Annotated in this window: 24 protein-coding genes and 3 pseudogenes; 18 read left to right on the forward strand and 9 right to left on the reverse strand. The window is 58.2% G+C overall.

Annotated features, from left to right (window positions below):
- Positions 1-3 precede the first annotated feature (3 nt).
- The 8 genes from AC07ZE_RS13445 to AC07ZE_RS13480 all read left to right on the forward strand — a co-directional run bounded on the left by AC07ZE_RS13445 (position 4) and on the right by AC07ZE_RS13480 (position 7,104).
- Positions 4-567 carry a GNAT family N-acetyltransferase gene (locus tag AC07ZE_RS13445; RefSeq protein WP_207265233.1) on the forward strand — a complete coding sequence of 188 codons (564 nt, stop codon included), beginning with the start codon at positions 4-6 and terminating at the stop codon, positions 565-567.
- A complete protein-coding gene (locus AC07ZE_RS13450; RefSeq protein WP_207265234.1) occupies positions 551-1,237 on the forward strand; it encodes an iron-containing redox enzyme family protein in 687 nt (228 codons plus the stop codon). Before AC07ZE_RS13445 ends, AC07ZE_RS13450 begins: the two co-directional genes overlap by 17 nt.
- Positions 1,238-1,241: 4 nt before the next feature.
- Positions 1,242-1,853, forward strand: a complete 612-nt coding sequence (locus AC07ZE_RS13455; protein ID WP_207265235.1) for a flavodoxin family protein — start codon at positions 1,242-1,244, stop codon at positions 1,851-1,853.
- Between the two features lie 7 nt (positions 1,854-1,860).
- Complete coding sequence (locus AC07ZE_RS13460; protein ID WP_207265236.1) at positions 1,861-2,745, forward strand: DMT family transporter; 885 nt, start codon at positions 1,861-1,863, stop codon at positions 2,743-2,745.
- Positions 2,746-2,774: 29 nt separating this feature from the next.
- The gene (locus AC07ZE_RS13465) at positions 2,775-3,647 is read left to right on the forward strand and encodes an alpha/beta fold hydrolase (protein WP_207265237.1); all 873 of its coding nucleotides are present in this window, start codon (positions 2,775-2,777) and stop codon (positions 3,645-3,647) included.
- A gap of 538 nt (positions 3,648-4,185) precedes the next feature.
- Positions 4,186-5,661, forward strand: a complete 1,476-nt coding sequence (locus AC07ZE_RS13470; RefSeq protein ID WP_207265238.1) for an anthranilate synthase component I family protein — start codon at positions 4,186-4,188, stop codon at positions 5,659-5,661.
- A complete protein-coding gene (locus tag AC07ZE_RS13475) occupies positions 5,658-6,251 on the forward strand; it encodes an anthranilate synthase component II (protein ID WP_207265239.1) in 594 nt (197 codons plus the stop codon). Before AC07ZE_RS13470 ends, AC07ZE_RS13475 begins: the two co-directional genes overlap by 4 nt.
- Before the next feature lie 88 nt (positions 6,252-6,339).
- Positions 6,340-7,104, forward strand: a complete 765-nt coding sequence (locus AC07ZE_RS13480; RefSeq protein WP_207265240.1) for a LuxR family transcriptional regulator — start codon at positions 6,340-6,342, stop codon at positions 7,102-7,104.
- A 113-nt stretch (positions 7,105-7,217) separates the two neighbouring features.
- On the opposite strand, the pseudogene AC07ZE_RS13485 reads toward AC07ZE_RS13480, so the two are convergent.
- Positions 7,218-7,425: pseudogene (locus tag AC07ZE_RS13485) on the reverse strand (hypothetical protein).
- A 157-nt stretch (positions 7,426-7,582) separates the two neighbouring features.
- On the opposite strand from AC07ZE_RS13485, the pseudogene AC07ZE_RS13490 reads away from it, so the two are divergent.
- Positions 7,583-8,380: pseudogene (locus tag AC07ZE_RS13490) on the forward strand (transposase).
- A gap of 109 nt (positions 8,381-8,489) precedes the next feature.
- On the opposite strand, the pseudogene AC07ZE_RS13495 reads toward AC07ZE_RS13490, so the two are convergent.
- Both AC07ZE_RS13495 and AC07ZE_RS13500 read right to left on the reverse strand, forming a co-directional pair.
- Positions 8,490-8,858, reverse strand: a pseudogene (locus AC07ZE_RS13495) (LysE family translocator); the annotation flags it as partial.
- A 91-nt stretch (positions 8,859-8,949) separates the two neighbouring features.
- Positions 8,950-9,846: a DMT family transporter gene (locus tag AC07ZE_RS13500; RefSeq protein ID WP_207265241.1), complete on the reverse strand. Its 897-nt coding sequence runs from the start codon at positions 9,844-9,846 to the stop codon at positions 8,950-8,952.
- 89 nt (positions 9,847-9,935) lie between these two features.
- Here AC07ZE_RS13500 and AC07ZE_RS13505 point away from each other — a divergent pair, with 89 nt between their 5' ends.
- Positions 9,936-11,267 carry an aminotransferase-like domain-containing protein gene (locus AC07ZE_RS13505; protein ID WP_207265242.1) on the forward strand — a complete coding sequence of 444 codons (1,332 nt, stop codon included), beginning with the start codon at positions 9,936-9,938 and terminating at the stop codon, positions 11,265-11,267.
- An 88-nt stretch (positions 11,268-11,355) separates the two neighbouring features.
- Complete coding sequence (locus AC07ZE_RS13510; RefSeq protein ID WP_137805590.1) at positions 11,356-11,949, forward strand: LysE family translocator; 594 nt, start codon at positions 11,356-11,358, stop codon at positions 11,947-11,949.
- 35 nt (positions 11,950-11,984) lie between these two features.
- On the opposite strand, the gene AC07ZE_RS13515 is transcribed toward AC07ZE_RS13510, so the two are convergent.
- Both AC07ZE_RS13515 and AC07ZE_RS13520 read right to left on the reverse strand, forming a co-directional pair.
- Positions 11,985-12,824 carry an AraC family transcriptional regulator gene (locus AC07ZE_RS13515; RefSeq protein ID WP_207265243.1) on the reverse strand — a complete coding sequence of 280 codons (840 nt, stop codon included), beginning with the start codon at positions 12,822-12,824 and terminating at the stop codon, positions 11,985-11,987.
- Positions 12,825-12,857: 33 nt separating this feature from the next.
- Complete coding sequence (locus AC07ZE_RS13520; RefSeq protein WP_207265244.1) at positions 12,858-13,361, reverse strand: VOC family protein; 504 nt, start codon at positions 13,359-13,361, stop codon at positions 12,858-12,860.
- 265 nt (positions 13,362-13,626) lie between these two features.
- On the opposite strand from AC07ZE_RS13520, the gene AC07ZE_RS13525 reads away from it, so the two are divergent.
- The 6 genes from AC07ZE_RS13525 (at position 13,627) to AC07ZE_RS13550 (ending at position 19,073) form a co-directional block, all read left to right on the forward strand.
- The gene (locus AC07ZE_RS13525; RefSeq protein WP_207265245.1) at positions 13,627-13,875 is read left to right on the forward strand and encodes a transmembrane sensor/regulator PpyR; all 249 of its coding nucleotides are present in this window, start codon (positions 13,627-13,629) and stop codon (positions 13,873-13,875) included.
- Complete coding sequence (locus AC07ZE_RS13530; protein WP_207265246.1) at positions 13,875-15,029, forward strand: NnrS family protein; 1,155 nt, start codon at positions 13,875-13,877, stop codon at positions 15,027-15,029. Before AC07ZE_RS13525 ends, AC07ZE_RS13530 begins: the two co-directional genes overlap by 1 nt.
- A gap of 182 nt (positions 15,030-15,211) precedes the next feature.
- Complete coding sequence (locus tag AC07ZE_RS13535; RefSeq protein WP_207265247.1) at positions 15,212-15,667, forward strand: (2Fe-2S)-binding protein; 456 nt, start codon at positions 15,212-15,214, stop codon at positions 15,665-15,667.
- A 7-nt stretch (positions 15,668-15,674) separates the two neighbouring features.
- A complete protein-coding gene (locus AC07ZE_RS13540; RefSeq protein WP_207265248.1) occupies positions 15,675-17,843 on the forward strand; it encodes a xanthine dehydrogenase family protein molybdopterin-binding subunit in 2,169 nt (722 codons plus the stop codon).
- A gap of 1 nt (position 17,844) precedes the next feature.
- On the forward strand, positions 17,845-18,426 hold the full coding sequence (locus AC07ZE_RS13545; protein WP_207265249.1) for a hypothetical protein: 582 nt from the start codon (positions 17,845-17,847) through the stop codon (positions 18,424-18,426).
- Positions 18,427-18,500: 74 nt separating this feature from the next.
- On the forward strand, positions 18,501-19,073 hold the full coding sequence (locus AC07ZE_RS13550; RefSeq protein ID WP_207265250.1) for a GGDEF domain-containing protein: 573 nt from the start codon (positions 18,501-18,503) through the stop codon (positions 19,071-19,073).
- A gap of 124 nt (positions 19,074-19,197) precedes the next feature.
- Here AC07ZE_RS13550 and AC07ZE_RS13555 read toward each other — a convergent pair whose 3' ends face one another.
- Positions 19,198-19,623, reverse strand: coding sequence for a VOC family protein (locus tag AC07ZE_RS13555; RefSeq protein ID WP_095194954.1), 426 nt, complete (start codon positions 19,621-19,623; stop codon positions 19,198-19,200).
- A 115-nt stretch (positions 19,624-19,738) separates the two neighbouring features.
- Here AC07ZE_RS13555 and AC07ZE_RS13560 point away from each other — a divergent pair, with 115 nt between their 5' ends.
- Positions 19,739-20,599: a LysR family transcriptional regulator gene (locus AC07ZE_RS13560; RefSeq protein WP_207265251.1), complete on the forward strand. Its 861-nt coding sequence runs from the start codon at positions 19,739-19,741 to the stop codon at positions 20,597-20,599.
- A gap of 172 nt (positions 20,600-20,771) precedes the next feature.
- Here AC07ZE_RS13560 and fabI read toward each other — a convergent pair whose 3' ends face one another.
- Genes fabI through AC07ZE_RS13575 form a run of 3 tightly spaced genes read right to left on the reverse strand, consistent with a single transcriptional unit; the run spans position 20,772 to position 24,219 of the window.
- The gene (gene fabI, locus AC07ZE_RS13565) at positions 20,772-21,566 is read right to left on the reverse strand and encodes an enoyl-ACP reductase FabI (RefSeq protein ID WP_007956947.1); all 795 of its coding nucleotides are present in this window, start codon (positions 21,564-21,566) and stop codon (positions 20,772-20,774) included.
- Between the two features lie 21 nt (positions 21,567-21,587).
- Entirely contained in the window at positions 21,588-23,198 is a 1,611-nt protein-coding gene (locus tag AC07ZE_RS13570) for an ABC transporter ATP-binding protein (RefSeq protein WP_207265252.1), read from the reverse strand.
- Position 23,199: 1 nt separating this feature from the next.
- A complete protein-coding gene (locus AC07ZE_RS13575; RefSeq protein WP_095194951.1) occupies positions 23,200-24,219 on the reverse strand; it encodes an ABC transporter permease in 1,020 nt (339 codons plus the stop codon).

The raw sequence follows: 24,219 nt of genomic DNA on the forward strand, positions 1-24,219 counted from the left end.
TGTATGAGCATGTCCGTGCAAATCGTTTCGGCGAAGAGTGAACTGTTCCAGAAAGTTCGCGCTTTAAGATCGCGCTACATTGGTGACAACCCCGCCAGCGAGGAAAGCTTTTCCGATGCAGAGGCAATACGCGATACCGACTCGTACCACATGGCTTATCTGGATGGGAACGAGATTGTTGGTGCCATTCGAATTACCCCGTTAGGGCATGGCATAAGCTTTGTCGAGCGGGTCGTTAATGTGGGGCATTACTTTGCTCATCCAATGGATTCTTTTGATGCCAATCGGCTGGTGCTGGATGAAAAGTACCGAGGCGGTTTGCACTTAAGGTTTTTTCTTTTACAAACAGCCATTTGGTTGAAGGCCAATACGCAATTTCGATACATCTCGGCATTGTGTCGGGGGCGCCTCGCTGCCTTGTATGTCGATATCGGAGGGCATGTTCTGGCCGACGACATTACTTGGACGAACCGTCAATCATCACGTGATTACAGTTTGGTTTACCTGGAACTGGAAACCGTCTTTAACACCATCAAAGGGAAAGTAGCTCATGGATTTTTTTTTTAAAGAACTGGATGCCATTGTCGACTGTGGATGGGCCAAAATCAAAAAAGGTCGCTATTGGAATCACAGTCTTGAGCAGACCATTACGGTCGAGCTTTATCAGCAGGTAATGCTTCAGGTTTATCATTACACCCGGTTCAACTCGATCAATCAGGCGGCTTGTGCATTCAGCGCGGATCCGTCCCAGACAACGCTGCTGCGGTTCGTTTACAAGCACGCGCTTGAAGAGCTGGGCCACGAGAAAATGGTCATTCGTGACTTGGAATCCATCGGTGCCTTGCCTGCATCGATGCCTGCGCCGCTTCCTCCCACTCAGGCACTGATCGCTTATCTGAACGATGTGGCGATCCGCCTGGGGCCGATTGCCCGCTTGGGGTACAGCTATTGGGCAGAAGAAGTGTATGACCACATCCAGCCTATCCTGAACAAGTTCCGCGTAGACCTGGGGCTTAAAGACGAGCAGATGACGTTCTTTGTCGCTCATTCGACTATCGATGAAAAGCATTCCGAAGAAGTGCGCCTGGCGATGCAGCGCGCGGTGAAGACGGATGAAGAGCGCGCGCTGATCAAAGAAGTGGCGAGGGTGACGTTGTACCTCACTGGCCAGTTGCTGGAAGAGTCGCTGCTGGAATATGAACGTCTCGCCCACGCCACATTGGCCAAGGCGTCCTGACCTGATGAAGCTGATCGTCATTGTCGGGTCAAACCGGGCACACGGGGTCAGCAGTCGGGTGGTGTCGTTGATTCGACGCCACCTGGAAGGACGCGCCTCGGTCGAAGATCTCTGGCTTCGCGATTACCGTATCGACTACTGCGATGCCGATAACGCCTGTTCACTCATCGATTGTTCCCTGCAGGACGATGTCGCCAAGATCGTTGATGAAATGGTCAAAGCGGACGCCATCCTGTACCTGCCGGTGATGCATGCCTATGGAACCAACAGCCGTTTCCAGGCGTTTCTGGAGCGCGTTGGCTATGGCTTCATGCGTCCCCGGGAGCGCCCGTTAAGGGACAAGCTTGCAGCGGTGGCGGTGGTGGGGCGTCGATACGGTCACACGGCGGTATTTGGCCAGGTGGTGCTCAACGTACTGTTGAACAAAATGGTGTTGGTCGGTTCGGGGTTTCCGGCCACGTTCAACACGCAACTCGTTCAGGACCCGGAAGCGGAGCAGGCACTGCGCGAAACCCTGGATCGCCTCGTCGAGCACTATTACAAGTTGAACGAACGACCCCGTCGCGGCGCCGAGCGTTTGCGCCTACTCAAACAAGTCCAATTTCAAACGGGATGATGGATAAATGCCTATTCGAGATTCTTTGATAGCCGTACTGGTGGCTTTCTTGTGGGGGGCACAAGTGACGGCGGTTAAAATTGGCGGGCAAGAGCTTCCGCCTATTCTGATGGTCGCGATGCGCTTCGCCTTGATGGCCGCTGTGTTGATGCCTTTTTGCGGAATTCCCAAACGCAGCGAATGGCTTCCAGTGTTCTGGATTGCTTCTCTGGTAGGGGCACTCCATTTCGGATTGCTGTATTGCGGCATCTCGCGAGTGGATGCCTCGACGTCTGCCATCGCTTACCAACTTGCGACACCTTTCACTCTGTTGCTGGCCTTTGCGGTATTGGGGGAGCGTATCGCATTGCCCGTCGTAGGGGGAATTGTCATCGCGCTGCTTGGCGTGCTGACGGTGCTGGGCGGCGTCGGCAAGGGCGGTGCGCTATCGGGCATATTGCTGGTGATTGCTGCGGCTTTTGTCTTCGCCGTAGGAACGCTGCTTACCAAGCGATGGGGACCTTTCAACCCGGTGGCGATCAGCGCGTGGACAGCATTGATCGCTGCGCCGGAGTTGCTGATTGTTTCGGCTGCGGTTGAGGGGCACGCGTGGGGTTCAGTCCTCACGGCCAGCCCGATGGCCTGGGCCGCTGTGTTGTATACCGCGGTCAGTGGTGGGCTGATCGGATTTGGCCTGTGGTATTGGCTGTTGGGCAGACACCCTATCCAGCGCCTAACGCCGTTTCTGTTGTTGGTGCCGGTGTTTGCCGTCGCGGTCAGCCAGTTGCTCCTGAAAGAAGGCCTTTCGCTGAGCCTCGTCGTCGGCGGTTTGGCAGTTTTGGCCGGAGTCGGTCTTTGCCAGGTTCGCCTGCAACCGCGGCAGGTTTGCGCAAGCAACAACCCGGCCGATTGATCGGCAAACCCCTTGGGAGGTGATTGTTCATGAAGTGGCCAGGACAGCTAGCGTTGTTCGCATTGCGTTGGCAAAACCGGTTTCGCTACGGGCTCAAGATCCGCCGCTGGAAGGCAGAGGGTTACGATATCGCCTATCTGCACTCGAATGGCCGCAATGCTGAGCCCACACTGGTGTTCCTCCACGGATTAGGAGCCAGTAAGGATCAGTGGGGACCACGGATTTACTCGTTGGTGGGGGCTTACAACTGCGTTTTTCTGGATCTGCCCGGTGAAGGCGAGTCCTCGTTCGACGACACACAAATCTACGGTCCTGCGACTCAAGTGGAGCGGCTGAAGGCGTTTTTTGATGCACAATCCCTCAACGACGTCGTACTGATCGGCAGTTCCATTGGCGGCTGCATTGCCTGCCTTTTTGCTGCCGCATATCCGGCATCAGTGTCCCGTTTAATCGCAATGGCGCCCGCCGGCTTGCAAGCGGTAAGGCCAACTCCAGCGATGAGGCAGTTTTTTGATTCTGGCAAGCATCCATTTGGTTATCGCTCTGTCAGTGAAATGCAGGGGCTTTGGGCGATCGTATTTACTCGAGCCCCCAAAGTCCCGGCCTTCCTGGCAAAGGCTCTGGCTATCAAGGGTGCGCTTCGCTATGCGAAGGTAGGGAAAATACTTGGGGACTTCAAGGACGCTGGTCTCTACCCGCTTCAAGGGCGGCTAGCTGACGTTCAGGCCCGGACCTTGATTGTTTGGGGGAGCAATGATCGGGTGTTTGATATTTCCTGTCTGGACGAGGTCTACAGCCTCTTGCCGCAGGCAAGTGTCTGCATCATTGAGGGGGCCGGGCATGTTCCGTATCTGGAGTGCGCCGACCAGACCCTGGACGCTATCCAGCGGTTTCTCGACTGACGGCGATTTTTGGAATAACAGACAAATCCTAGATAATTATAGGTTGACCCGTATTGAACCTATGAGTAGCATCCGATAGGCATTCAGGAATCACTCTGCAATGCCTTTCAAGACACAGGAAGTCTTAAATGTATTACCGACTATCAGTGCTGAAAAACTCCCTCGGATCCTCATCCGGGTCCAACACTGCCCATCTTTCGGTTTTCAAAAGCAATATCTGGCGTCGCTAATTCAGCAACCGCCGGTGTCTTGCTGTCTGTTTCAGTCAAACACCCCAAAATAGTGATTCATTAAACGGCCGAACGCTGTGATTCGATCTTTCGTGGTTGTTATTTCGAAAGTCGTACTCCACGAATGGTGCGGCAAAGTTCTGTCTCTTTTCCGAGGCACCTCTTTGCGTGATCCTGTGCGCCCGCCTGTTTGATGGATCCTCTAAATCAATAATTAAGCTGATTGAACTGCTTGACAGTTTGAGGCGTCGGCCTGTGCGTTCGACGCTCATCTGTGTGAGCGTATGGAAATAATAAAGGAGTGATTTATGAGTGCGATACCCACCCCCGTCAGTGTTCAGTTACACACTGAACGCTTGAAATGCGATCCGCTTGTTGTATATGAAGCGGCTGCAAAAGCGTTAGGGCCCGATAAGACCTTTATTCTCGAATCGCTGTCTGGCCCCAGCCGCGATCGTAAGGCGACTATCATCGGGATGGAACCATTACTGGCCGTTAAGATTTATGAGGGGTACGCGACACTTGAAGGTAATGAGCGGCTCATAGCTCATTTAAGAAATTCACTGTCGGAGCGGGGAATTATTCTGGACGGCAGTGGAAATATTGGTATTGATTCGAACGATGCCGTATGGAATTTATTACGTGCGTTACAAACACCTTTTGATGTTCCACGCCAGTCTAATCCCAGCCTCGCTTTTTTTGGTTACCTCTCCTATGACAGTGTCAGGTTTGTCGAAGATATTCCGGACCTGACCGAGCGAACCAATAACTATCCGATTATTGCCTTGACCGTGTTTCAGACGCTGGTGTATTTCCACGCCAACGGAACTGTGGACGTCATGGTTAACAATTGTTCTTTATGGAAGTCCCGCAGCACCGATGACTATGTCGCGCTGTTGGCCGATGTTGGGGGCATGGCGGCTTCTGACGCGCCGATTGTTTACCCTTCCGTTACGGTTGCTCGCGATACCGTGGAAAAAGACCAGTTCCTTGGTTGGGTCGACACGGCGCTGGAGCACATTCGCCAAGGTGATATCTATCAGATTCAATTGGGCCACGAAGTTCAGGTTGATACGCCGATCAAGCCTTTTGACGTGTATCGGGCATTGCGCAAAAACAACCCGTCACCCTACATGTACCTGGCCAATTTGGGTGGGGTCGACTTGATCGGCGCCAGTCCCGAATTGTTTGTCCGCATCAAGGATGAGCTGATCGAGATGAGACCGATCGCCGGCACTGTCGGAAAAACCCCCGGTGTACCCTCCAACGAGCTGATCTTGAGCATGACGCGCTCTGAAAAAGAGCGGGCGGAGCATTTGATGCTGGTGGATTTGTGCAGAAACGATATCGGTCGCGTCTGCCAGCCAGGATCACTTGAGGTCGACGAATTGATGTTGGTAGAGGAGTACTCTCATCTCTATCACATGGTGTCAAACGTCCGTGGTTTATTGCGAAAAGGGTTTGATGCCTTTGATGTTATCAAGGCTTCTTTTCCGGCAGGAACCATGACGGGCGCGCCGAAGATTCGGGCGATGCAGATTATCGAAAGCATGGAAAACAACCGCCGTGGAATATATGCCGGAGCAGTCGGCCTTATCGGATTTGATGGCAGCGTCAATACGGCGTTGTGTATTCGTTCGGCAGTTCATAAAGACGGTACTTATTACTTGCGGGCTTCTGCAGGGATCGTCGCAGACTCGGTTCCGGATAAAGAGTGGACTGAAACATTCTACAAAATGGGGTCTGTTTATCGCGCCGTTACCGGAAAGGAGATGCTGCAATGAAAGTTTTTCTGATTGATGCGTATGACAGCTTTGTATTTATTATCAGCCAGTACCTTGAGCAGTTAGGTCTGGAAACCCACGTAGAGCGCAATGATGTTCCGGATCTGATTAAAAGGATTGACGCGTATGACCCGGACTTTTGTGTACTGGGGCCTGGGCCCGGTCATCCACGGGACGCCGGATATATCGAGGTGATCCAGCACTTTAAAGGGCGTCTGCCCATATTGGGTGTATGCCTTGGGCATCAGGCAATTGGCTTGGCCTTCGGTGGTTCGGTCATTCGGGCTGCCCATGTCATGCATGGAAAGGTCAGCATGATAGAAAACGACGGCCAAGGTGTGTACGCCCATACCAACGGCAAGTCGATCAAGGCGACACGCTACCATTCGCTGATTATCGATAACAAAGACCTGCCCGAGGAGTTGGCCGTGACATCCAACTCAAATGATGACGGATACATCATGGGGGTGCGGCATGTTGAGCATCGGATAGAGGGTGTCCAGTTTCATCCCGAGAGCATTTTGACGGAGGATGGCCTTGGAATATTTAAAAGTTTTATAGGACAGCACTGTCGCAAAGTGGAGGTATAAGCAGCGGGTATCGGGTTGCTTCTACCGCAACCCGTGTTTTCAAATGTTGCAGTGTCGAAAAAAGCTTCTATGAGTGCAGGGATTCATCGTGGATGACTTATATAGATATAGAAATAAAGAACCCCTGAGAATTAACTTCGAAGAGGTATTGGATGATTTCTTCGTTCTGGCCAGGGATTTGCACCGGCGTGACTGGGAAAGCCATTTACGCAAGGTGCTGCGTAGAATCGGTTATGACCGCTACTTGCTGAGCCTGGGCTCCTCTACAACGAATGATCCCTTTAATAGGATCATAACGTCTTACCCTTCTGACTGGCTCAGGCAATACAAGGATCAGAACTTTATTCAAGTGGACCCGATAATCAGGCATTGCCGCCACCACTTTGTACCGCTCTTTTGGGGGCGCGCGCAGAGGCAGGCGCGAGGCAGGTCCATCGAGTTCTGGAAGGCACGGGAGGGGTATGGCCTATTACAAGGGGTAAGCATTCCTCTGCGGTGCAACGAAAAGGGTGGTTCTCTCAATGTCGCTCAATGTATGAATTTTACTGATCAGTTCGACGATGGCCTGAATGCCCCCCTGGGGAAGCTATTCATGCTGATTCCATTCCTTTTGGAAGGCTCAAAGAAACACTTGAAAGAATCAGGCAAGCAATTCTGCAGCCTGACCCTACGAGAGTCTGAAGTGCTGAGATGGTCGGGGATCGGTAAGACGACTTGGGAGATGAGTTGCATACTGGGCTGCTCGGAGCGCACCGTCAATTATCACATCGCCAATGCGAGTCGAAAACTGGGCTCTTTCAGCCGTCGGCAAGCGGTAGGCATGGCTTTGGCGCAGGGATTGATTTCACTGTAACAAACGATCATGAAGTGGCCGTTTATTTCAAATCGAGCCTGGTAACAGTCACTGGTAATTACTATGCGGTAAGCGTCCGGTGATCACGCCTGGCGAACGGTGCTGTTGGTGTGCTACGGAAAAATGAACTGTTTCATGGCTGCCATTATTGCGATCACCAGAACGGCGAGCCCCCACCGCAGAAGTGCACTGGGCTTCCGGCGTATAAGCAAACCAAGAGCCCTTCGATGGATGTTTACCTAGCGTGATAAGCCTCACTATGGGCCAACCAATAGGAAAGCAGATGGCGCGAAAAATCACTTCAACCAGTAAATCAAGCACGCTCGTACGTCTTTTGGCTGGGCGATAGAAACGATTGTAGCTCCTGGCCAGTCCAGCTTCAGCACGCTTGATTCGCCTTTCTCCCCGAAGCGATTGTAGTGGTCTAATGAAACCGGACACCCATTTAGGCGAGAATGCTCGCCAGATCGAGGTGTCAATGACCAAACAACGCCGCTCCTTTACTCCTGAATTCAAGCGCGAGGCTGCCGACCTCGTGCTCAAACAAAACTACAGCTACACCGAAGCCAGCCGTTCACTCGGCATTGGTGAGTCGGCATTGCGCCGCTGGGTTGACCAGATTCAGAAAGAACATAAAGGCATCACCCCGCAGAGCAAGGCGCTGACGCCGGAACAGCAAAAAATTCAGGAACTGGAGGCCCGGATCGCTCGGCTTGAGCGAGAGAAATCCATACTAAAAAAGGCTACCGCGCTCTTGATGTCGGAAGATCACGAGCGTTCGCGCTGATTGACCAGTTGAGCGTTCATGAGCCAGTTGATTGGCTGTGCAAGGTGTTTGAAGTGACTCGTTCGTGCTACTACGCCCAGCGTCTTAGGCGCCGCACGCCCGATGTTGAACGGCTTAGGTTGCGCAGCCGGGTGAGCGAATTGTTCACGCAAAGTCGTAGTGCTGAAGGCTTGTCTTCCAAAGAAATCCAGCGCTGTTTAAAGCGCTATATCGTCAGGGAGCTATACCCTTTGATCCTGGCAGATTTAGCCGATTCAGCTCGATCTTGTTGACATAGGAGCGTCAACGCACCAATGGAGCGCGTGTTCCGCAGCTTGAAAACGGAATGGATACCGACCACGGGCTACAGAACAGCTCAAGAAGCCCAGCGCGATATCGAGCCACTTCTTGATGCATCGGTACAACTGGGTTCGACCCCATCAATTCAACGGTGGGCTGGCGCCAGCTCGGGCCGAAGAAAAACTTAACGTCGTGTCCGGGATTAGTTGACCACTACAATCAGGTTTTTTAGCGCGTAGAGCGGAAAGGCGCTGACGGCAATTTTGTAAGGATGCAGAAGACTCGTGTGCCTATACAGTAATTTATATTAACAATCGCTAGGGTTGCCCGCTGCCACCAGAAATTCCTGCCGGGCCAACGCCAGCATGCCCACGGGTGCACCGGTCACGGTGCTTTCCACCCCAGGGTCGGCACGCCACAGTTGCCAGGTGAGATAGAACAGGTACGCCGCCCCGAGAATCTTGATCGCGTAGAACAACAACTCTGACGTTTGCAGCACCACCGCCAGGCCCGCCGAGGCGAGGGCGATCATCCCGGCGAACGCCAGCAAACGCCCCATCCCCGCCACACAGGCGATGCGGTAGCCGTAGCGGGTGGCGTTGCTGACCGACAGCAGGTTGTTCGGGCCTGGCGCCATGTTCAGGGCGAAGCAGGCCGGAAGGAAAAGTGCGAGGGTGGCGAGGTCCATGGGCGGGCTCCTGTAACGAGAGCCCTGTTTTTATCACGAGAGGCGGTTGGGCTGCCCCGTACAGTCATGACGGCAAGCGCCATAGCAGTGGCTAACGGGCGAACTTTTTCGCCCCGGCCACGCACAGAATCACCGCCACGGTCACCCCGAGCATGCCGATGCTCACATGCTCGTGCAGCAAGGTCGCCGCCAGTGCCAGGCCAAAAAACGGTTGCAGCAATTGCAGTTGTCCGACGGCGGCGATTCCGCCTTGGGCCAGCCCGCGATACCAGAACACGAAACCGATCAGCATGCTGAACAGCGACACGTAGGCCAGGCTGAACCAGGCAGGTGTGCTGATGCCGCTGAACGACGCCGGCAGCCGCCACCAGGTCAGTGCCGCCATGACCGGCAACGCCAGCACCAGCGCCCAGGAAATCACCTGCCAGCCGCCAAGCGTGCGGGACAGCTTGGCCCCTTCGGCATACCCCAGGCCACAAGCCAGGATCGCCAGCAGCATCAGGATGTCGCCCTGGGGCGAGGCGGTCAGGCCTTGGGCCACGGCGAAACCGACCACCAGCAGACTGCCCAGCACCGAGAAGAACCAGAACACCGGACGGGGGCGTTCACCACCACGCAAAACACCGAATACTGCGGTCGCGAGCGGCAGCAGGCCAACGAACACTATGGAATGAGCAGAGGTCACGTACTGCAGTGCCAGCGCGGTCAGCAGCGGAAACCCCACCACCACGCCCAGGGCGACGATGGCCAGGGGCACCAGTTGATGGCGTGCGGGACGTTGTTCCTTGAACGCCAGAAGCAGGCACAGGGCCAGAATCGCCGCGATCGTCGCGCGGGCCACCGTGAGGAATACCGGGTCGAATTCCAGCACTGCCACCCGTGTCGCCGGCAGCGAACCGCTGAAGATCACCACACCGATCAGGCCATTGATCCAGCCGCTCGTATTGCTGTCCAGTGCCCGGTTTTGCAGGTTCGACGTCCGTTCCATTTCGCTCACGCTCATTGTTGGCTTGCATGAAACCCATCCTATGGCCGACTATCGATACAATCAAAGAATTGTCATGGATACATCTCGACATGCCTCGTTCCCGCTACAAGTCCCTGGTGGACGCCTTTGCCGCCGACATCCGTTCAGGGCGTCTGCCGCCCGGCACGCGCTTGCCGACTCATCGACAATTGGCCACCGAGCATGGCCTGGCGCTGGTCACCGCCAGCCGAGTGTATGCCGAGCTTGAAAGCATGGGCCTGATCAGCGGCGAAACCGGGCGCGGGACCTTTGTCAGGGAGACAGCGTTGCCGCCAGGCCAGGGCATTTCGCAATCCGTGGTGGCGGCGGGGATGATTGACCTCAACTTCAACTACCCGTCGTTGCCCGGTCAGGCGGATCTGTTGCGCAATGGCCTGCGCCAGCTCGCGCTGTCCGGCGACCTCGAAGCCCTGTTGCGTTACCAGCCCCACGCGGGGCGAATGCATGAGCGGGCCTCGGTCGCGCGCCACCTTGCCGATCGCGGCCTGAACGTGCCGGCCGAGCAGGTGTTGATCGTCAGTGGTGCGCAGCATGGCCTGGCGGTGGTGATGATGACGCTGCTCAAACCCGGCGATGTCATCGCCGCCGATGCCTTGACCTATCCGGGGTTCAAGACACTGGCCGAAACGCTGCACCTTGAAGTCTTGCCGATTCCGGTCACCGACAAGGGGCCGGATTTGCCGGCCCTGGAAAAGCTCTGCCGCAGTCGACCGGTGCGGGCCGTCTATTCGATGCCAACCTTGCATAACCCGTTGGGCTGGGTGATGGACGCCGATCAGCGCGAGCGCTTGGTAGCAATGGCGCGCCGGCATGACCTGACGATCATCGAAGACGCGGCCTACGCGTTCCTGGCGGCAAACGCGCCGCCACCTCTGGCTGAAATGGCACCGGAAAGAACGGTCTACGTGTCCGGTTTATCGAAGAATGTTGCCACCGGCCTGCGTGTCGGTTTCGTGGCCGCGCCCGCGCAATGGATCGCAGGATTCGAACGCACGATCATGGCGACCACCTGGAACACCCCCGGAGTGATGACGGCCATTGCCACAGCCTGGCTCGACGACGGCACCGTGACCAGGCTGGAGGAACAAAAGCGTGCGGATGCGCGCGCCCGGCAGGCCTTGGCGCAGGAGGTACTGGCGGGACTCAGGACCATCAGCCATCCCTCTTCGTACTTCATCTGGCTGCCATTGGCCGAAGACGCCCGGGCCGACCGGATCGCCATGGCGTTGATGCGCGAGCAGGTGTCGGTGTCGCCTGCCGAACCCTTCGCGATAACCCCCCATGTGCCGCACGCGATTCGCTTGGCGCTGGGCTCGGTGGACATGGACTCGCTGCGCGAAGCCTTGGTGAAAGTGAAACGGGTGGTGAGTTACTACGCGTAGTGACCTGGCAGGGCAGTTTTCTTCAATACGCACGCCAAGGGGCTCATTACCTTGAGGCCTGGTTCAACTGACAGCAAGAAGGTGTGCGATGAGTCTGATGATGTCCATGGCGGCGTTTGCGTTGGCCGCTTCGATCACGCCGGGGCCGGTGAATATCGTGGCGTTGAGTTCGGGGGCGCGCTTTGGCTTTCGCGCCAGTCAGCGGCATGTGGCGGGGGCGACGCTGGGCTTTGTGTTGCTGCTGGTGCTGATGGGGCTGGGGTTGCATGAGTTGTTGCTGCTGTGGCCGGCCATGACTCAAGTGGTGCAGTGGGCCGGCGTGGCGTTCCTGTTGTACATGGCGTTCAAGCTGGCGGCCGACAACGGGCAACTTGAGGCGAAAGAGGCGGGCCGTGCGCCGTCGATGCTGTACGGGGCCGTCATGCAATGGCTCAACCCGAAAGCCTGGCTAGCCTGCGTGGCCGGCATGGGCGCGTTTGTCGCCGATGGCGAGGCGCGGTTGGTGTGGCAGTTTGCGGCGGTATACCTGGTGATCTGCTACCTGTCGGTCGGCTGCTGGGCGTATGCGGGGACGTTTTTGCGCGGCTACCTGAACAACCCGGCGGGGATGCGTTGGTTCAATCGGGTGATGGCGTTGATGTTGGCGGTGAGTGCGGTGTATCTGTTACTGCCGAGTGACTGATATCGAGCAGAACCTGTGACGAGGGGGGCATGGAATCACCCCCGATACTGCCCCGGTGTCGCCGCCAGGTGCTGCTTGAACGCCCGTTGGAAATGCGCCTGATCGGCAAATCCCGCTTCCAGCGCGACGTCGGCGATCAGCTTGCCGTTGCGCAGTTGATCCCGGGCGAACTGGATGCGGCGATTGACCAGGAAGGCATGAGGCGTCATGCCGTAATGCTGCTTGAAGGCGCGGATCAGGTAGGACGGCGACAATTGCGCCGCTTCGCAAATGTCTTCGAGCTTGAGCATTTGCGTGCAGTGTTCACGGATGAATCGGGCGGCGCGTTCCAGCTTGAAGTTGGGTTCGCGCAACGGCGGATCGATCGGGTTCAGCCTTAGCTGTACCTCGGTGAAAAACTCCACCGCCGCACTGTGTTTATGCAAAACGTCCTGCTGTGGATCGACCAACACCTCATACAAATCCTTCAAACCCTCAAACAGGTCGACATCCGGGGTATGGGTGACGCTGAAGCGGCGAAACGCCAGGTCGTCGCTGAAGCCGAGCTGATGCTGCAGGTCGGTGAGCCACGGGGTATCGACATACAGCATCAGGTAGGACCAAGGCTGGTCGTTGATGGGATTACAGGCGTGAACATCACCAGGGTTCATCAGCACCAGGGTGCCCGAACTGACCTCGAACCGTGATTGCTCGTGGATATAGGTACTGCGCCCGGCGGTGATCGCACCGATGGAAAAATGCTCGTGGGAATGCCGCGTGTAACAGACCTCGCGCCCATCGGTGATGGCGCGTGCCTCGATGAAGGGCAGGGCATCATCGCGCCAGAAGCGCGGAGCCTTGTCCGGGTCCTTGTGCCCGGGTTTGGAGAGCGTCATGGTCAGTCCTCGGCAGATCAGCCCCGGAGTGTATTAGCTCTCGCCATCAAAGGCTCGTCGCAGCTCGGCGATATTCAGTTTTTTCATCTGCATCATTGCCGCCATGGCGCGTTGGGATTTGGTGGTGTCAGGGTCTTTAATCATCTCCATCAGCGCCACCGGCACGATCTGCCACGACACGCCGAATTTATCCTTGAGCCAGCCGCACTGCTGCGCCTCCACCGGCCCGCCAGCGGACAACCTGCCCCAGAAGTGATCGACTTCTTCCTGGGTCTGGCAATTGACCTGAAACGAGATCGCCTCATTGAACTTGAAGTTCGGGCCACCGTTCAGCGCGGTGAAAGTCTGCCCGTCGAGTTCGAAGCTGACCGTCAGCACCGAGCCTTCCTCGTGACCATGGATTTCCTGGCCGGCCTTGCCGTAATGAGTGATGGCGGTGATTTTTGCGTGATCGAAGATCGCACAGTAGAACTTCGCAGCCTCTTCGGCCTGACCGTCGAACCAGAGGCAGGGTGTGAGTTTTTGAACGTGTAGCATGGCGGGTCTCCCTGGCAGGTTTTTGCATGCTGGATTATCAGCGTAGCCAGCCTGTGCTTGTCGGGTTGTGCCGTAGATCGCCAAGTGCACCCGCGAAGCGCTGCGAAAATAGTCTGTATGACTGCATGTTGAGTCATAAAGACTATTTTTGTCGTGAGTCGTTATGACATCTATCATCTCAAGTTTCTGATTTGTAAGGGGTAAAGGTCTGGCACGAGACTTGATACTGCCAACGTACAACTGAACTGCTACAGGAGTACGGAAAATGTTCCATTTCTTCAGCAATCCTCAGAATGTTCTGCACCTTTCCAGCCGTGTGCTCGGCGTTGGCCTGGCCATGCTGCTGGCGGGGATCTACGGCGCGTACCTTTATGACGGTCACCTGTCGATCCTGGCGCAGGTGTCATTGCATGCCATGACCATCGTCGGCCCGACCTTGCTGAAAATCGGCTACGTCATGCGCCTGTTGGCCCAGCACCGGTTGAGCAAGCCACTGGCCGGGGCGCTGGCCTGATGCGCAAACTGCTCGCGGCACCGGTCCTGAGTCTCGGTTTTCGTCCGTTTTTTTTGATGGGGGCCACGTTCGCCGCGCTGTCGGTGGCGATCTGGGCCTTGTGGTTGTATGGCCGCTTGCCCGGCGCGCAACCGGTGGGCGGCATGCTTGCCTGGCATCGACACGAAATGCCGTTCGGGTTCGCCGTGGCGATCATCGGCGGGTTCCTGTTGACGGCGGTGCCGAACTGGACCGGTCGACCGGGGATCAAGGGCTGGCCGTTGTTCGGGCTGGTACTGGTCTGGGTGCTGGCGCGCCTGGCCTGGTGGATGCCGATTGCTCCTGCGTATGTGCTTGTGTTGCAGATGCCTTTCCTGCCGCTGCTGGCCGGCGTGCTGGGCCGCGACCTGATAGCGGCCGGCAAGCGCGATAATTACCCGATTCTGCTGATGGTCATGCTGCTGGCAGGCTGTCAGGCCATGACGCTGTGGGGCCTGTCGATGGATGACGCAGGCCTGCAGCGGCGTGGTGTACTGGCTGCCTTGTGGCTGGTGGGTGCAATGATGAGCGTGATTGGCGGACGTGTGATCCCGTTCTTCATCCAGCGCGGCTTGAATCGCCCGGCACAGCCTGCAATCAGTCCATGGCCGACCCGGATTCTGTTACTGGGTAGTTTGCTGGTGGCGCTGACCTTCGCCCTCGGTTTGCATGACGTCCCCAGACTCTGGCTGGCGGCGCTGTTTGTGCTGTTGGGGGCTTTGCACCTGCTGCGCCTGTGGCGTTGGCATGATCGGGGCATGTGGCGCGTGCCGCTGTTGTGGTCGCTGTATCTGTCCTACGTCTGGCTGGTCGTGGCGGTTTTTGCCATGGCGCTGTGGCACGCAGGCCTGATGCCACAACAGAGCCTGGCCACGCATTCGCTGGCGGTAGGTGGGGTGGGTGGGTTGATTCTGGCAATGATTGCCCGGGTCAGTTTGGGGCACACCGGACGGCCGCTGCAGCCGTCGAAAGCGATCGTGCTGGGGTTTGCCCTGATGCTGGTGGCGGGTCTGTCACGGGTGTTGCTGGTGCCTTTTTCCGGGGTGGGATTGGGATTGTCGGCGCTGCTTTGGTGTATGGCGTTCGGGCTGTTTCTGTTGCGTTACACCGGCATTTTGTTCAAGCCGAGGGTTTAACTTACTGTTGCCCATACTGTGAGAGCGAGCAGGCTCGCTCCCACAGGTGACCGGTGGTCGATACACCACGGCCAGCGAAGCAAATTGGACTTAGCTGTAGGGATAACCAAGGCGCGCGTAGGTTTTTCATTGCCACAGCGACGCCCCCCCTTCAGAACACCGTGAGTCTGAGGAGCTTCGCAATGCTGACCCTCAATATCAATGGCAAGGACCAGGAATTGGATGTCCCCGCGGACATGCCTTTGCTCTGGGTCCTGCGCGATGTCGCGCACCTCACCGGGACCAAGTTTGGCTGCGGCATGGCCCAGTGTGGCGCCTGCACTGTGCACATCGACGGCACACCATTACGTTCCTGCATCACGCCGGCTACGGCCGTGGCACACGGCCAGAAAATCCTTACCATCGAAGGTTTGTCGACCGACGGTTCGCACCCGGTGCAGCAAGCCTGGGCCGAGCTCGATGTGGTGCAGTGCGGTTACTGCCAGTCCGGGCAGATCATGTCGGCGGCGGCATTGCTGGCGAAGATCCCGAAACCGACCGACAGCGATATCGATCAGGCGCTGTCGGGCAACATCTGCCGTTGCGGCACCTATCCAAGAATTCGTGCCGCGGTCAAACGCGCCGCCGAGCTGGGTTGAGGTGGCCATGGACAGTATTCATCCGCTCTCGCGCCGTGGCTTTCTCAAAGGCAGTGCCGTGCTGGGCGGCGGTCTGGTGGTGGCGTTTGTCATCCCCGGTGGCTATCGCTTTGCCGTGGGGGCCGAGAACCAGGGCAACGTGTTCGCCCCCAATGCCTTCCTGCGCATTGGCAATGACAACAGCGTCACCGTGCTGCTCGGTCATTCGGAAATGGGCCAGGGCATCTGGACCGGTCTGACCATGTTGATCGCCGAAGAACTGGACGCCGACTGGTCAAAAATCCGCGTCGAACATTCCCCGGCCTCCGCCAAGGACTATGGCCTGGCGGGTTTTGGTGGCATGCAGATCACCGGCGGCTCGACCTCGACCTGGATGGAGTTCGACCGCTACCGCCAGGCCGGCGCGGCGGCGCGGTTGATGTTGATCGAGGCGGCGGCCAAGCGCTTCAACGTCGCACCTTCCGCCATTCGCACCGAATCGGGTGTAGTGATTGCCGGCGACCAGCGCGCCACCTACGGCGAACTGGCCGACGACGCCGGCAAGTTGCCAGTGCCGGACCCTGCGACCATCAAATTCAAGGAGCCCAAAGACTGGAGAGTCATTGGCAAACCCACGAAACGCCTGGACACCCCAGAGAAGATCACCGGGCGCGCCAGGTTCGGCATGGACGTGCAGTTCGAAGGCCTGATGACCGCGATGGTCGCCCGTTCCCCAGTATTCGGCGGCAGCGTCAAATCCTTTGAAGGCGCCGAGGCGCTGGCGATTCCTGGTGTGCACAAAGTGGTGCAGGTGCCGACGGGCGTGGCGGTGATTGCCGATCACTATTGGGCGGCGAAACTGGGGCGTGATGCGCTGCACGTCGAATGGGACCTGGGGCCGAACGCCGGGCTCGACAGTCAGAAATTGCTGGAAGACTTTCGCAAACTCGCCGCCACCCCCGGCCTTGCGGCCAGCCAGGCCGGCGATACCAAGGCTGCATTGGCCAAAGCGGCCAAGACCCTCGACGTCGAGTACAGCGTGCCGTATCTGGCCCACGCGCCGATGGAACCGCTCAATTGCACGGTGAAAATCACTCAGGACAAATGCGAGATCTGGACCGGTACGCAGTTCCAGACCCTGGACCAGATGATTGCCGGGAAAATTACCGGGCTCAAGCCTGAGCAAGTGGAGATCCATACCGAGTTCCTGGGTGGCGGTTTCGGCCGCCGGGCCAATCCGACGTCGGATTTTGTTGCCGAAGCGGTGCAAGTCGCCAAGGCCGCGGGTGCACCGGTCAAAACCGTGTGGGCGCGGGAGGATGACATCCGGGGTGGCTATTACCGCTCGGCATTCCTGCATCAGGCGCGTGTCGGCCTGGGTGCTGACGGCTTGCCGATGGCGTGGAAGCATGTGCTGGTCGGGCAGTCGATCATGGCCGGCACCTCGCTCGAAGCAGCCATGGTCAAGAACGGCATCGACAAGACATCGGTCGAGGGCGTGGCCGATAGCCCGTATCTCGAAGGACTGGCCGACCATCAGGTTGACCTGCATTCGCCGAAAACCGGCATCAGCGTGCTGTGGCTGCGTTCAGTGGGGCATACCCACACCGGTTTCGTCATGGAATCGCTGATCGATGAAATGGCCGCGGCGGCGGGCAAGGACCCGGTGGAGTACCGACGGACCTTGCTCAAGAACCATCCACGGCACTTGGGGGTGTTGAACCTGGCGGTAGAGAAAGCCAACTGGAAAGCGCCACTGCCAGATGGCCATGCCCTGGGCGTGGCGGTGCATGAATCGTTCGGCAGTTACGTGGCTCAGGTCGCCGAGGTGTCCCAGGAGAACCTGGCGATTCGTGTGCACCGGGTGGTGTGCGCAGTGGACTGCGGGATTGCGGTCAACCCCCAGAGTATCGCGGCGCAAATGGAGTCGTGCATCGCTTTTGGCCTGAGTTTCACCTTGCACAGCAAACTGACGATCAAGGACGGCAAGGTGGTGCAGTCCAACTACCACGATTACCAGGTGCTGCGGCTCAACGAGATGCCAGTGGTGCAAGTGCATATCCTGCCCAGCAGCGAAAAACCCGGAGGCATCGGCGAGGCCGGCGTGCCACCCACGGCGCCAGCGGTGGCCAACGCGGTGTTCGCCCTGACCGGGCAACGCCTGCGGGAGCTGCCGCTACAGCTGTCGGGGGTGTGAGATGAGGCGACATCATTGGGTGCTTGGGGCGCTGATACTGGTTGGCCTTTTTGTCTATGCAACCGAGCTGTTCGCCGAAGATAAAGAGGCCGTGAAGGCCTTCGACACGGTACGGAAAGTGTTCCAGAGCCCCCGGTGCCAGAACTGCCACATTCCCGGCGATTCGCCGTTGCAGTTCGATGCGGGCACGCCCCACGCGATGAACGTTGTGCGCGGCATGGACGGCAAAGGGGCGGCGGGCTTGCCCTGTGCCAGTTGTCATGCCGAAGCCAATCCACCGGCCAGCTACGGCCCGCAAGCGCCACCCGGTGCACCGCATTGGAGCTTGCCGCCGGCGGCGCACAAAATGGCCTGGATCGGCCTGCCGCCCGAGCAGCTGTGCAGCATGATCAGGGACCGTGCGCGCAACGGCGACCGTGATTTCGCGGCGCTGATCAAGCATGTCCGTGAAGACAAACTGGTGCTTTGGGGTTGGAATCCGGGCGGTGATCGTGCGCCGGTGCCGGTGCCGCACGATATTTTTGTCACGCAGTTCAAGCGCTGGGCGGACGCCGGCGGGCCGTGTCCGGTAGTGGGTAGCTGACCAACGGCGAGTCGACATGGAGTCAAACCCGGTATCGAGGACTCTAAAGAACATACCCACCCATGGAGTATGTGATGCTGATCTCAGGCAAACCGCACAAATCCAGTAAACGTGCAGGGACGCCGCAGCAGGAGCGTGAGCTACTGCGCGATCTCGCCCGCAAGGCGGAGCAAGAGCTGATCGGGGTGCAGATGGCGAGCATGGATGAGTTGACGCTGCTGCCTAACCGGCACGGTTTCCTGGCGCTGGCCCAACTGGGGTTGGACGCCTGCGGGCAACTGGGCCGACCGGCGACGTTGCTGTTCTTCAATCTCGATGAATTCAAACGCATCAACTACCTGTTCGGTCGCACCGAGGGTGATAGCGCGCTGAAAACCTTCGCCGATGTACTGCGTATAGGTTTTCGTGAAAGCGATGTGATCGGGCGGCTGGACGGTGCCACCTTTGTGGCCTTGCTGACGGGGTCCGCCTCGGTGGACACCCACGCAATCAAGGCGCGGCTCGAAGAAATGCTCGATGAACGCAATGCCACGGCGCATCGCGGGTATGACATTCGTTTCAGTATCGGGCAGATCGAGCATGACCTGGCGGTTCAAGGAACGGCGGAAGAGCTGTTGGACGAGGCTGAAAGAGTGATAGGCAAGTAGAGTGATGTTGTATGGGCGGACCTCTTCGCGAGCAGGCTCGCTCCCACAGTTGATCGCGTTTGAACTCGGTCAAATGCGGGAGCGAGCCTGCTCGCGAAGGCGGTCTTAGTGGCGACGCATTCGGTCACTTGGCAAACAACTGCCCAATATCCTTGAACGCCTTGAACTCCAGCGCATTGCCGCACGGATCGAACAGAAACATCGTCGCCTGTTCGCCCACCAGTCCCTGAAAACGAATCCCCGGCTCGATCACGAAGCGCGTCTGCAGTGCCTTCAGCCGCTCGGCCAGCGCCTCCCATTGCGCCATCCCCAACACCACGCCGAAATGCGGTACCGGCACGTCGTGACCGTCGACGGCGTTGGTATGGGCAGCTTCCTGCGAGGCGTTTTTCGGCGCCAGGTGGATGACCAGTTGATGACCGAAAAAGTTGAAATCAACCCAATGATCGCTCGAACGACCTTCTTCGAGGCCAAATACACTGCCATAGAAGTGCCGTGCAGCAGCCAGGTCATATACGGGAATGGCCAGGTGAAAAGGGGACAGTTGCATCAGGCTTGCCTCGCTTGCATGGGGAGTTCAGGCAGAGTTTAGTCCTGTGCTTTTCGATTGAAAGACGATAGTTTTTGCATCGAGCTCAAATTATTTCGATCAATCGGTGGCCGCCATGCTTCGAGAACTGAAAACCTTCATCGCCGTGGCGCGCCATGGCACGTTCGCCGCAGCAGGCATGCACATCGGCCTGACGCAATCGGCGGTCAGCGCGCAGATTCGCAATCTGGAACAGGCCCTCGGCATTCGCCTGTTCGATCGCACCGGGCGTCAGGCGCTGCTCAATGCGGCGGGGCAGCGCGCGTTGCCGATGGCCAGGGAAATGTTGGAAATCTTCAATCGCATGGCGGTCAGTGATGACGTCAGCGAGTACCGTGGCGAATTGAAGATCGGCGCCGTGGCCACGGTACAGACCGGATTGCTGCCCCAGGCATTGTTGCGATTGCGCCAGCAGGCGCCGCGCCTGGAGCCAAAACTGGTGCCGGGCGTTTCCCTGAACCTGCTGAGCCAGGTGGACACGGGTGAGGTGGACCTGGCGATCCTGATCAAGCCGCCGTTCGAACTGCCCAAGGAGCTGTCGGCGCAAGTGATCCGCCGCGAACCGTTCGTGCTGATCACGCCGGTGGACCTTCAAGGCGATGACCCGCTCAAGCTGCTCGCCGAACATCCCCATGTGCGCTACGACCGCAACTCGTTCGGCGGGCGCCTGGTGACGCGATTTCTGCGGGAACGGCAGATCGACGTGCAGGTCGCACTGGAACTGGATGAGCTGGAAGCCATTGTGAAAATGGTCGAATGCGGGTTGGGGGTTTCGCTGTTGCCGGAGGCGGGGCTATGGCTGGAGCATGGGGCGAAGGTCAGGGTAATTCGCTTGGGCGAGTTGACCTTCTATCGCGAGATAGTCCTGTTGCAGCGCTATAGCCAGCGCACGCAACCGATCCAGCAGTTGTTCTCTAAATGTCTGAACACTGAGTAACCCTGTGGGAGCGAGCCTGCTCGCGAAAGCGGACTGACATTCAGCATTGATGTTGGCTGGTACACCGCCTTCGCGAGCAGGCTCGCTCCCACAGGAGGCCATGTTGTGCACAGAATCGCAGGCACAAAAAAACCCGCCAAAAGCGGCGGGTTTTTTGATGGCTAACCGAAAATCACTCTTCGATGTTGCCCATGGCCGTGGTGTTGAAGCCACCGTCCACGTACATGATTTCGCCGCTGATGCCGGACGCCAGGTCCGAGCACAGGAATGCGCCGGCGTTACCCACTTCTTCGATGGTGACGTTGCGACGCAGCGGGGTTTGCGCTTCGTTGGCGGCCAGCATCTTGCGGAAGTTCTTGATGCCGGAAGCGGCGAGGGTGCGGATCGGGCCGGCCGATACGCAGTTGACGCGAGTACCGTCCGGGCCCAGGGAGCCGGCCAGGTAACGAACGCCCGCTTCCAGGGAAGCCTTGGCCATGCCCATCACGTTGTAGTTCGGCATGGTGCGCTCGGCGCCCAGGTACGACAGGGTCAACAGGCTGCCGTTGCGGCCTTTCATCATTTCGCGACCGGCCTTGGCCAGGGCCACGAAGCTGTAGGCGCTGATGTCGTGGGCGATGCGGAAACCGTCACGGGTGGTGGCTTCGGTGAAGTCGCCGTCCAGTTGGTCGCCCGGGGCGAAGCCCACGGAGTGCACGATGCAGTCCAGGCCGTCCCACTTCTTGCTCAGTTCTTCGAAGACCTTGGCGATTTCTTCATCGCTGGCCACGTCGCACGGGAAGCACAGCTCAGGGCTCGAACCCCAGCCTTGTGCGAACTCTTCGACACGACCCTTGAGTTTGTCGTTCTGATAAGTGAAGGCAAGCTCAGCGCCCTCGCGATGCATGGCGGCAGCGATGCCGGATGCGATGGACAGCTTGCTGGCGACACCGACGATCAGTACGCGCTTACCGGCGAGAAAACCCATGTGTTGCTCCTCTCTTTCAGGTTATTGCGCAGTGTCTGGAACCAGGAAGGCGGCTTCCAGCAACTGCTGTGTATACGGATGTTGGGGGTCGGCAAAAATGCTTTGCGCGTCTCCCTGTTCGACCACTTGGCCATGCTTGACCACCATCAGCTGGTGGCTCAGCGCCTTGACGACAGCCAGGTCATGGCTGATAAACAGATACGTCAGGTTGTACTTGGTTTGCAGTGAGCGCAGCAGCTCCACCACTTGGCGTTGCACGGTGCGGTCGAGGGCCGAAGTCGGCTCGTCCAGCAGAATCAACGCCGGTTTTAGCACTAATGCCCGGGCAATGGCGATTCTCTGCCGTTGCCCACCGGAAAATTCATGGGGGTAGCGGTGCCGGGTATCCGGGTCCAGACCTACCTCCTTGAGTGCTGCAATAATCGCTTGTTCCTGTTCCGCCTCGGTGCCGATCTTGTGGATCCGCAAGCCTTCGCCAACGATCTGGCTCACGCACATCCGTGGGCTCAGGCTGCCGAACGGGTCCTGAAACACCACCTGCATCTCCCGCCGCAGTGGCCTGACTTGTTGCTGCGTCAGGCAGTCTAGCTGCTTGCCTTCGAAACGGATGGCGCCTTGGCTGCCGATCAACCGCAGAATCGCCAGGCCCAGCGTCGATTTGCCGGAACCGCTTTCGCCCACGATGCCCAGGGTCTGTCCCTGGGGCAGGCTGAAATTGATGCCGTCCACCGCCTTGACGTAATCCACCGTGCGCTTGAGCAGGCCTTTCTTGATCGGGAACCAGACTTTCAGGTCCTCGACCGTCAGCAAGGGCGGGCCGATCACGTTGGTCGCCGGCGTCCCGCTGGGCTCCGCAGCCAACAGAATCCGAGTGTACGGATGCTGCGGCGCGCGGAACAACTCTTCGCACGATGCCTGTTCGACGATGCAACCGCGCTGCATGACACATACGCGATGCGCAATTCTTCGCACAAGGTTCAAATCATGGCTGATCAGTAACAGCGCCATGCCCAGGCGTGCCTGTAATTCCTTGAGCAATTCGAGGATTTTCAGCTGAACGGTCACGTCCAGCGCGGTGGTCGGCTCATCGGCGATCAGCAATTCCGGCTCGTTGGCCAGGGCCATGGCGATCATCACCCGCTGGCGCTGACCACCGGACAATTCGTGGGGCAGGGCCTTGAGGCGCTTTTCAGGTTCAGGAATGCCGACCATTTCCAGCAGTTCGAGGGTGCGCTTGGTCGCCACTTTGCCGACCAGACCTTTGTGGATGCTCAACACTTCGTTTATCTGCTTCTCGATCGAATGCAGCGGATTAAGCGAAGTCATCGGTTCCTGGAAAATCATCGCGATCCGGTTGCCGCGGATGTGGCGGATGGTTTTTTCTTTCAGGTCCAGCAGGTTTTGCCCGGAATACTCGATGGTGCCCGATGGATGACGGGCGAGCGGGTAGGGCAGCAGGCGCAGGATCGAGTGGGCGGTCACCGATTTGCCGGAACCGCTTTCGCCCACCAACGCCAGGGTTTCGCCACGCTTGATATCGAAACTGACATTCTCTACAACGCGCTGGCAGTGCTCACCGACGACGAATTCGACGGCGAGGTCGCGCACTTCGATCAGATTGTCCTGATTCATTTCACTTCCTCGGGTCGAAGGCATCGCGAGCGGACTCGCCGATGAACACCAGCAGGCTCAACATCAGTGCCAGCACGGCAAACGCGCTCATGCCCAGCCACGGCGCCTGCAGGTTGGATTTACCCTGGGCTACCAGCTCACCCAGCGACGGGCTGCCCGCCGGCAAGCCGAAACCGAGGAAATCCAGGGCGGTCAGGGTGCCGATGGCGCCGGTCAGGATGAACGGCATGAAGGTCATGGTCGAGACCATCGCGTTGGGCAGAATATGGCGGAACATGATCGCGCCATTCTGCATGCCCAGTGCCCGGGCCGCACGCACGTATTCCAGGTTGCGCCCGCGCAGGAACTCGGCGCGGACCACGTCCACCAGGCTCATCCAGGAAAACAGCAGCATGATCCCCAGCAGCCACCAGAAATTCGGCTGCACGAAGCTGGCGAGGATGATCAGCAGGTACAGCACCGGCAGCCCGGACCAGATCTCCAGGAAGCGTTGTCCGGCCAGATCGACCCAGCCGCCGTAGAAACCCTGCAAGGCACCGGCAATCACTCCGACAATCGAGCTGAGGATGGTCAGCGTCAGGGCAAACAACACTGACACGCGGAAGCCGTAGATCACCCGGGCGAGCACGTCGCGACCCTGGTCATCGGTGCCCAGCAGATTGTCCGCCGACGGCGGCGCGGGGGCCGGGACCTTCAGGTCGTAGTTGATGCTCTGGTAGCTGAACGGAATCGGCGCCCACAACACCCAGGCATCCTTGGCCTTGAGCAGCTCGCGGATGTACGGGCTCTTGTAGTTGGCTTCCAGCGGAAACTCGCCGCCAAAGGTGGTTTCCGGGTAACGCTTGAGCGCCGGGAAATACCAGCCATCGTCGTAGTGCACCACCAGCGGTTTGTCGTTGGCGATCAACTCGGCGCCGAGGCTGGCGCCGAACAGGATCAGGAACAGCCATAGCGACCACCAGCCGCGCTTGTTGGCCTTGAACAGCTCGAAGCGGCGGCGATTGAGAGGGGACAGGTTCAT

This window comes from Pseudomonas sp. GW101-3H06, from assembly GCF_059424605.1.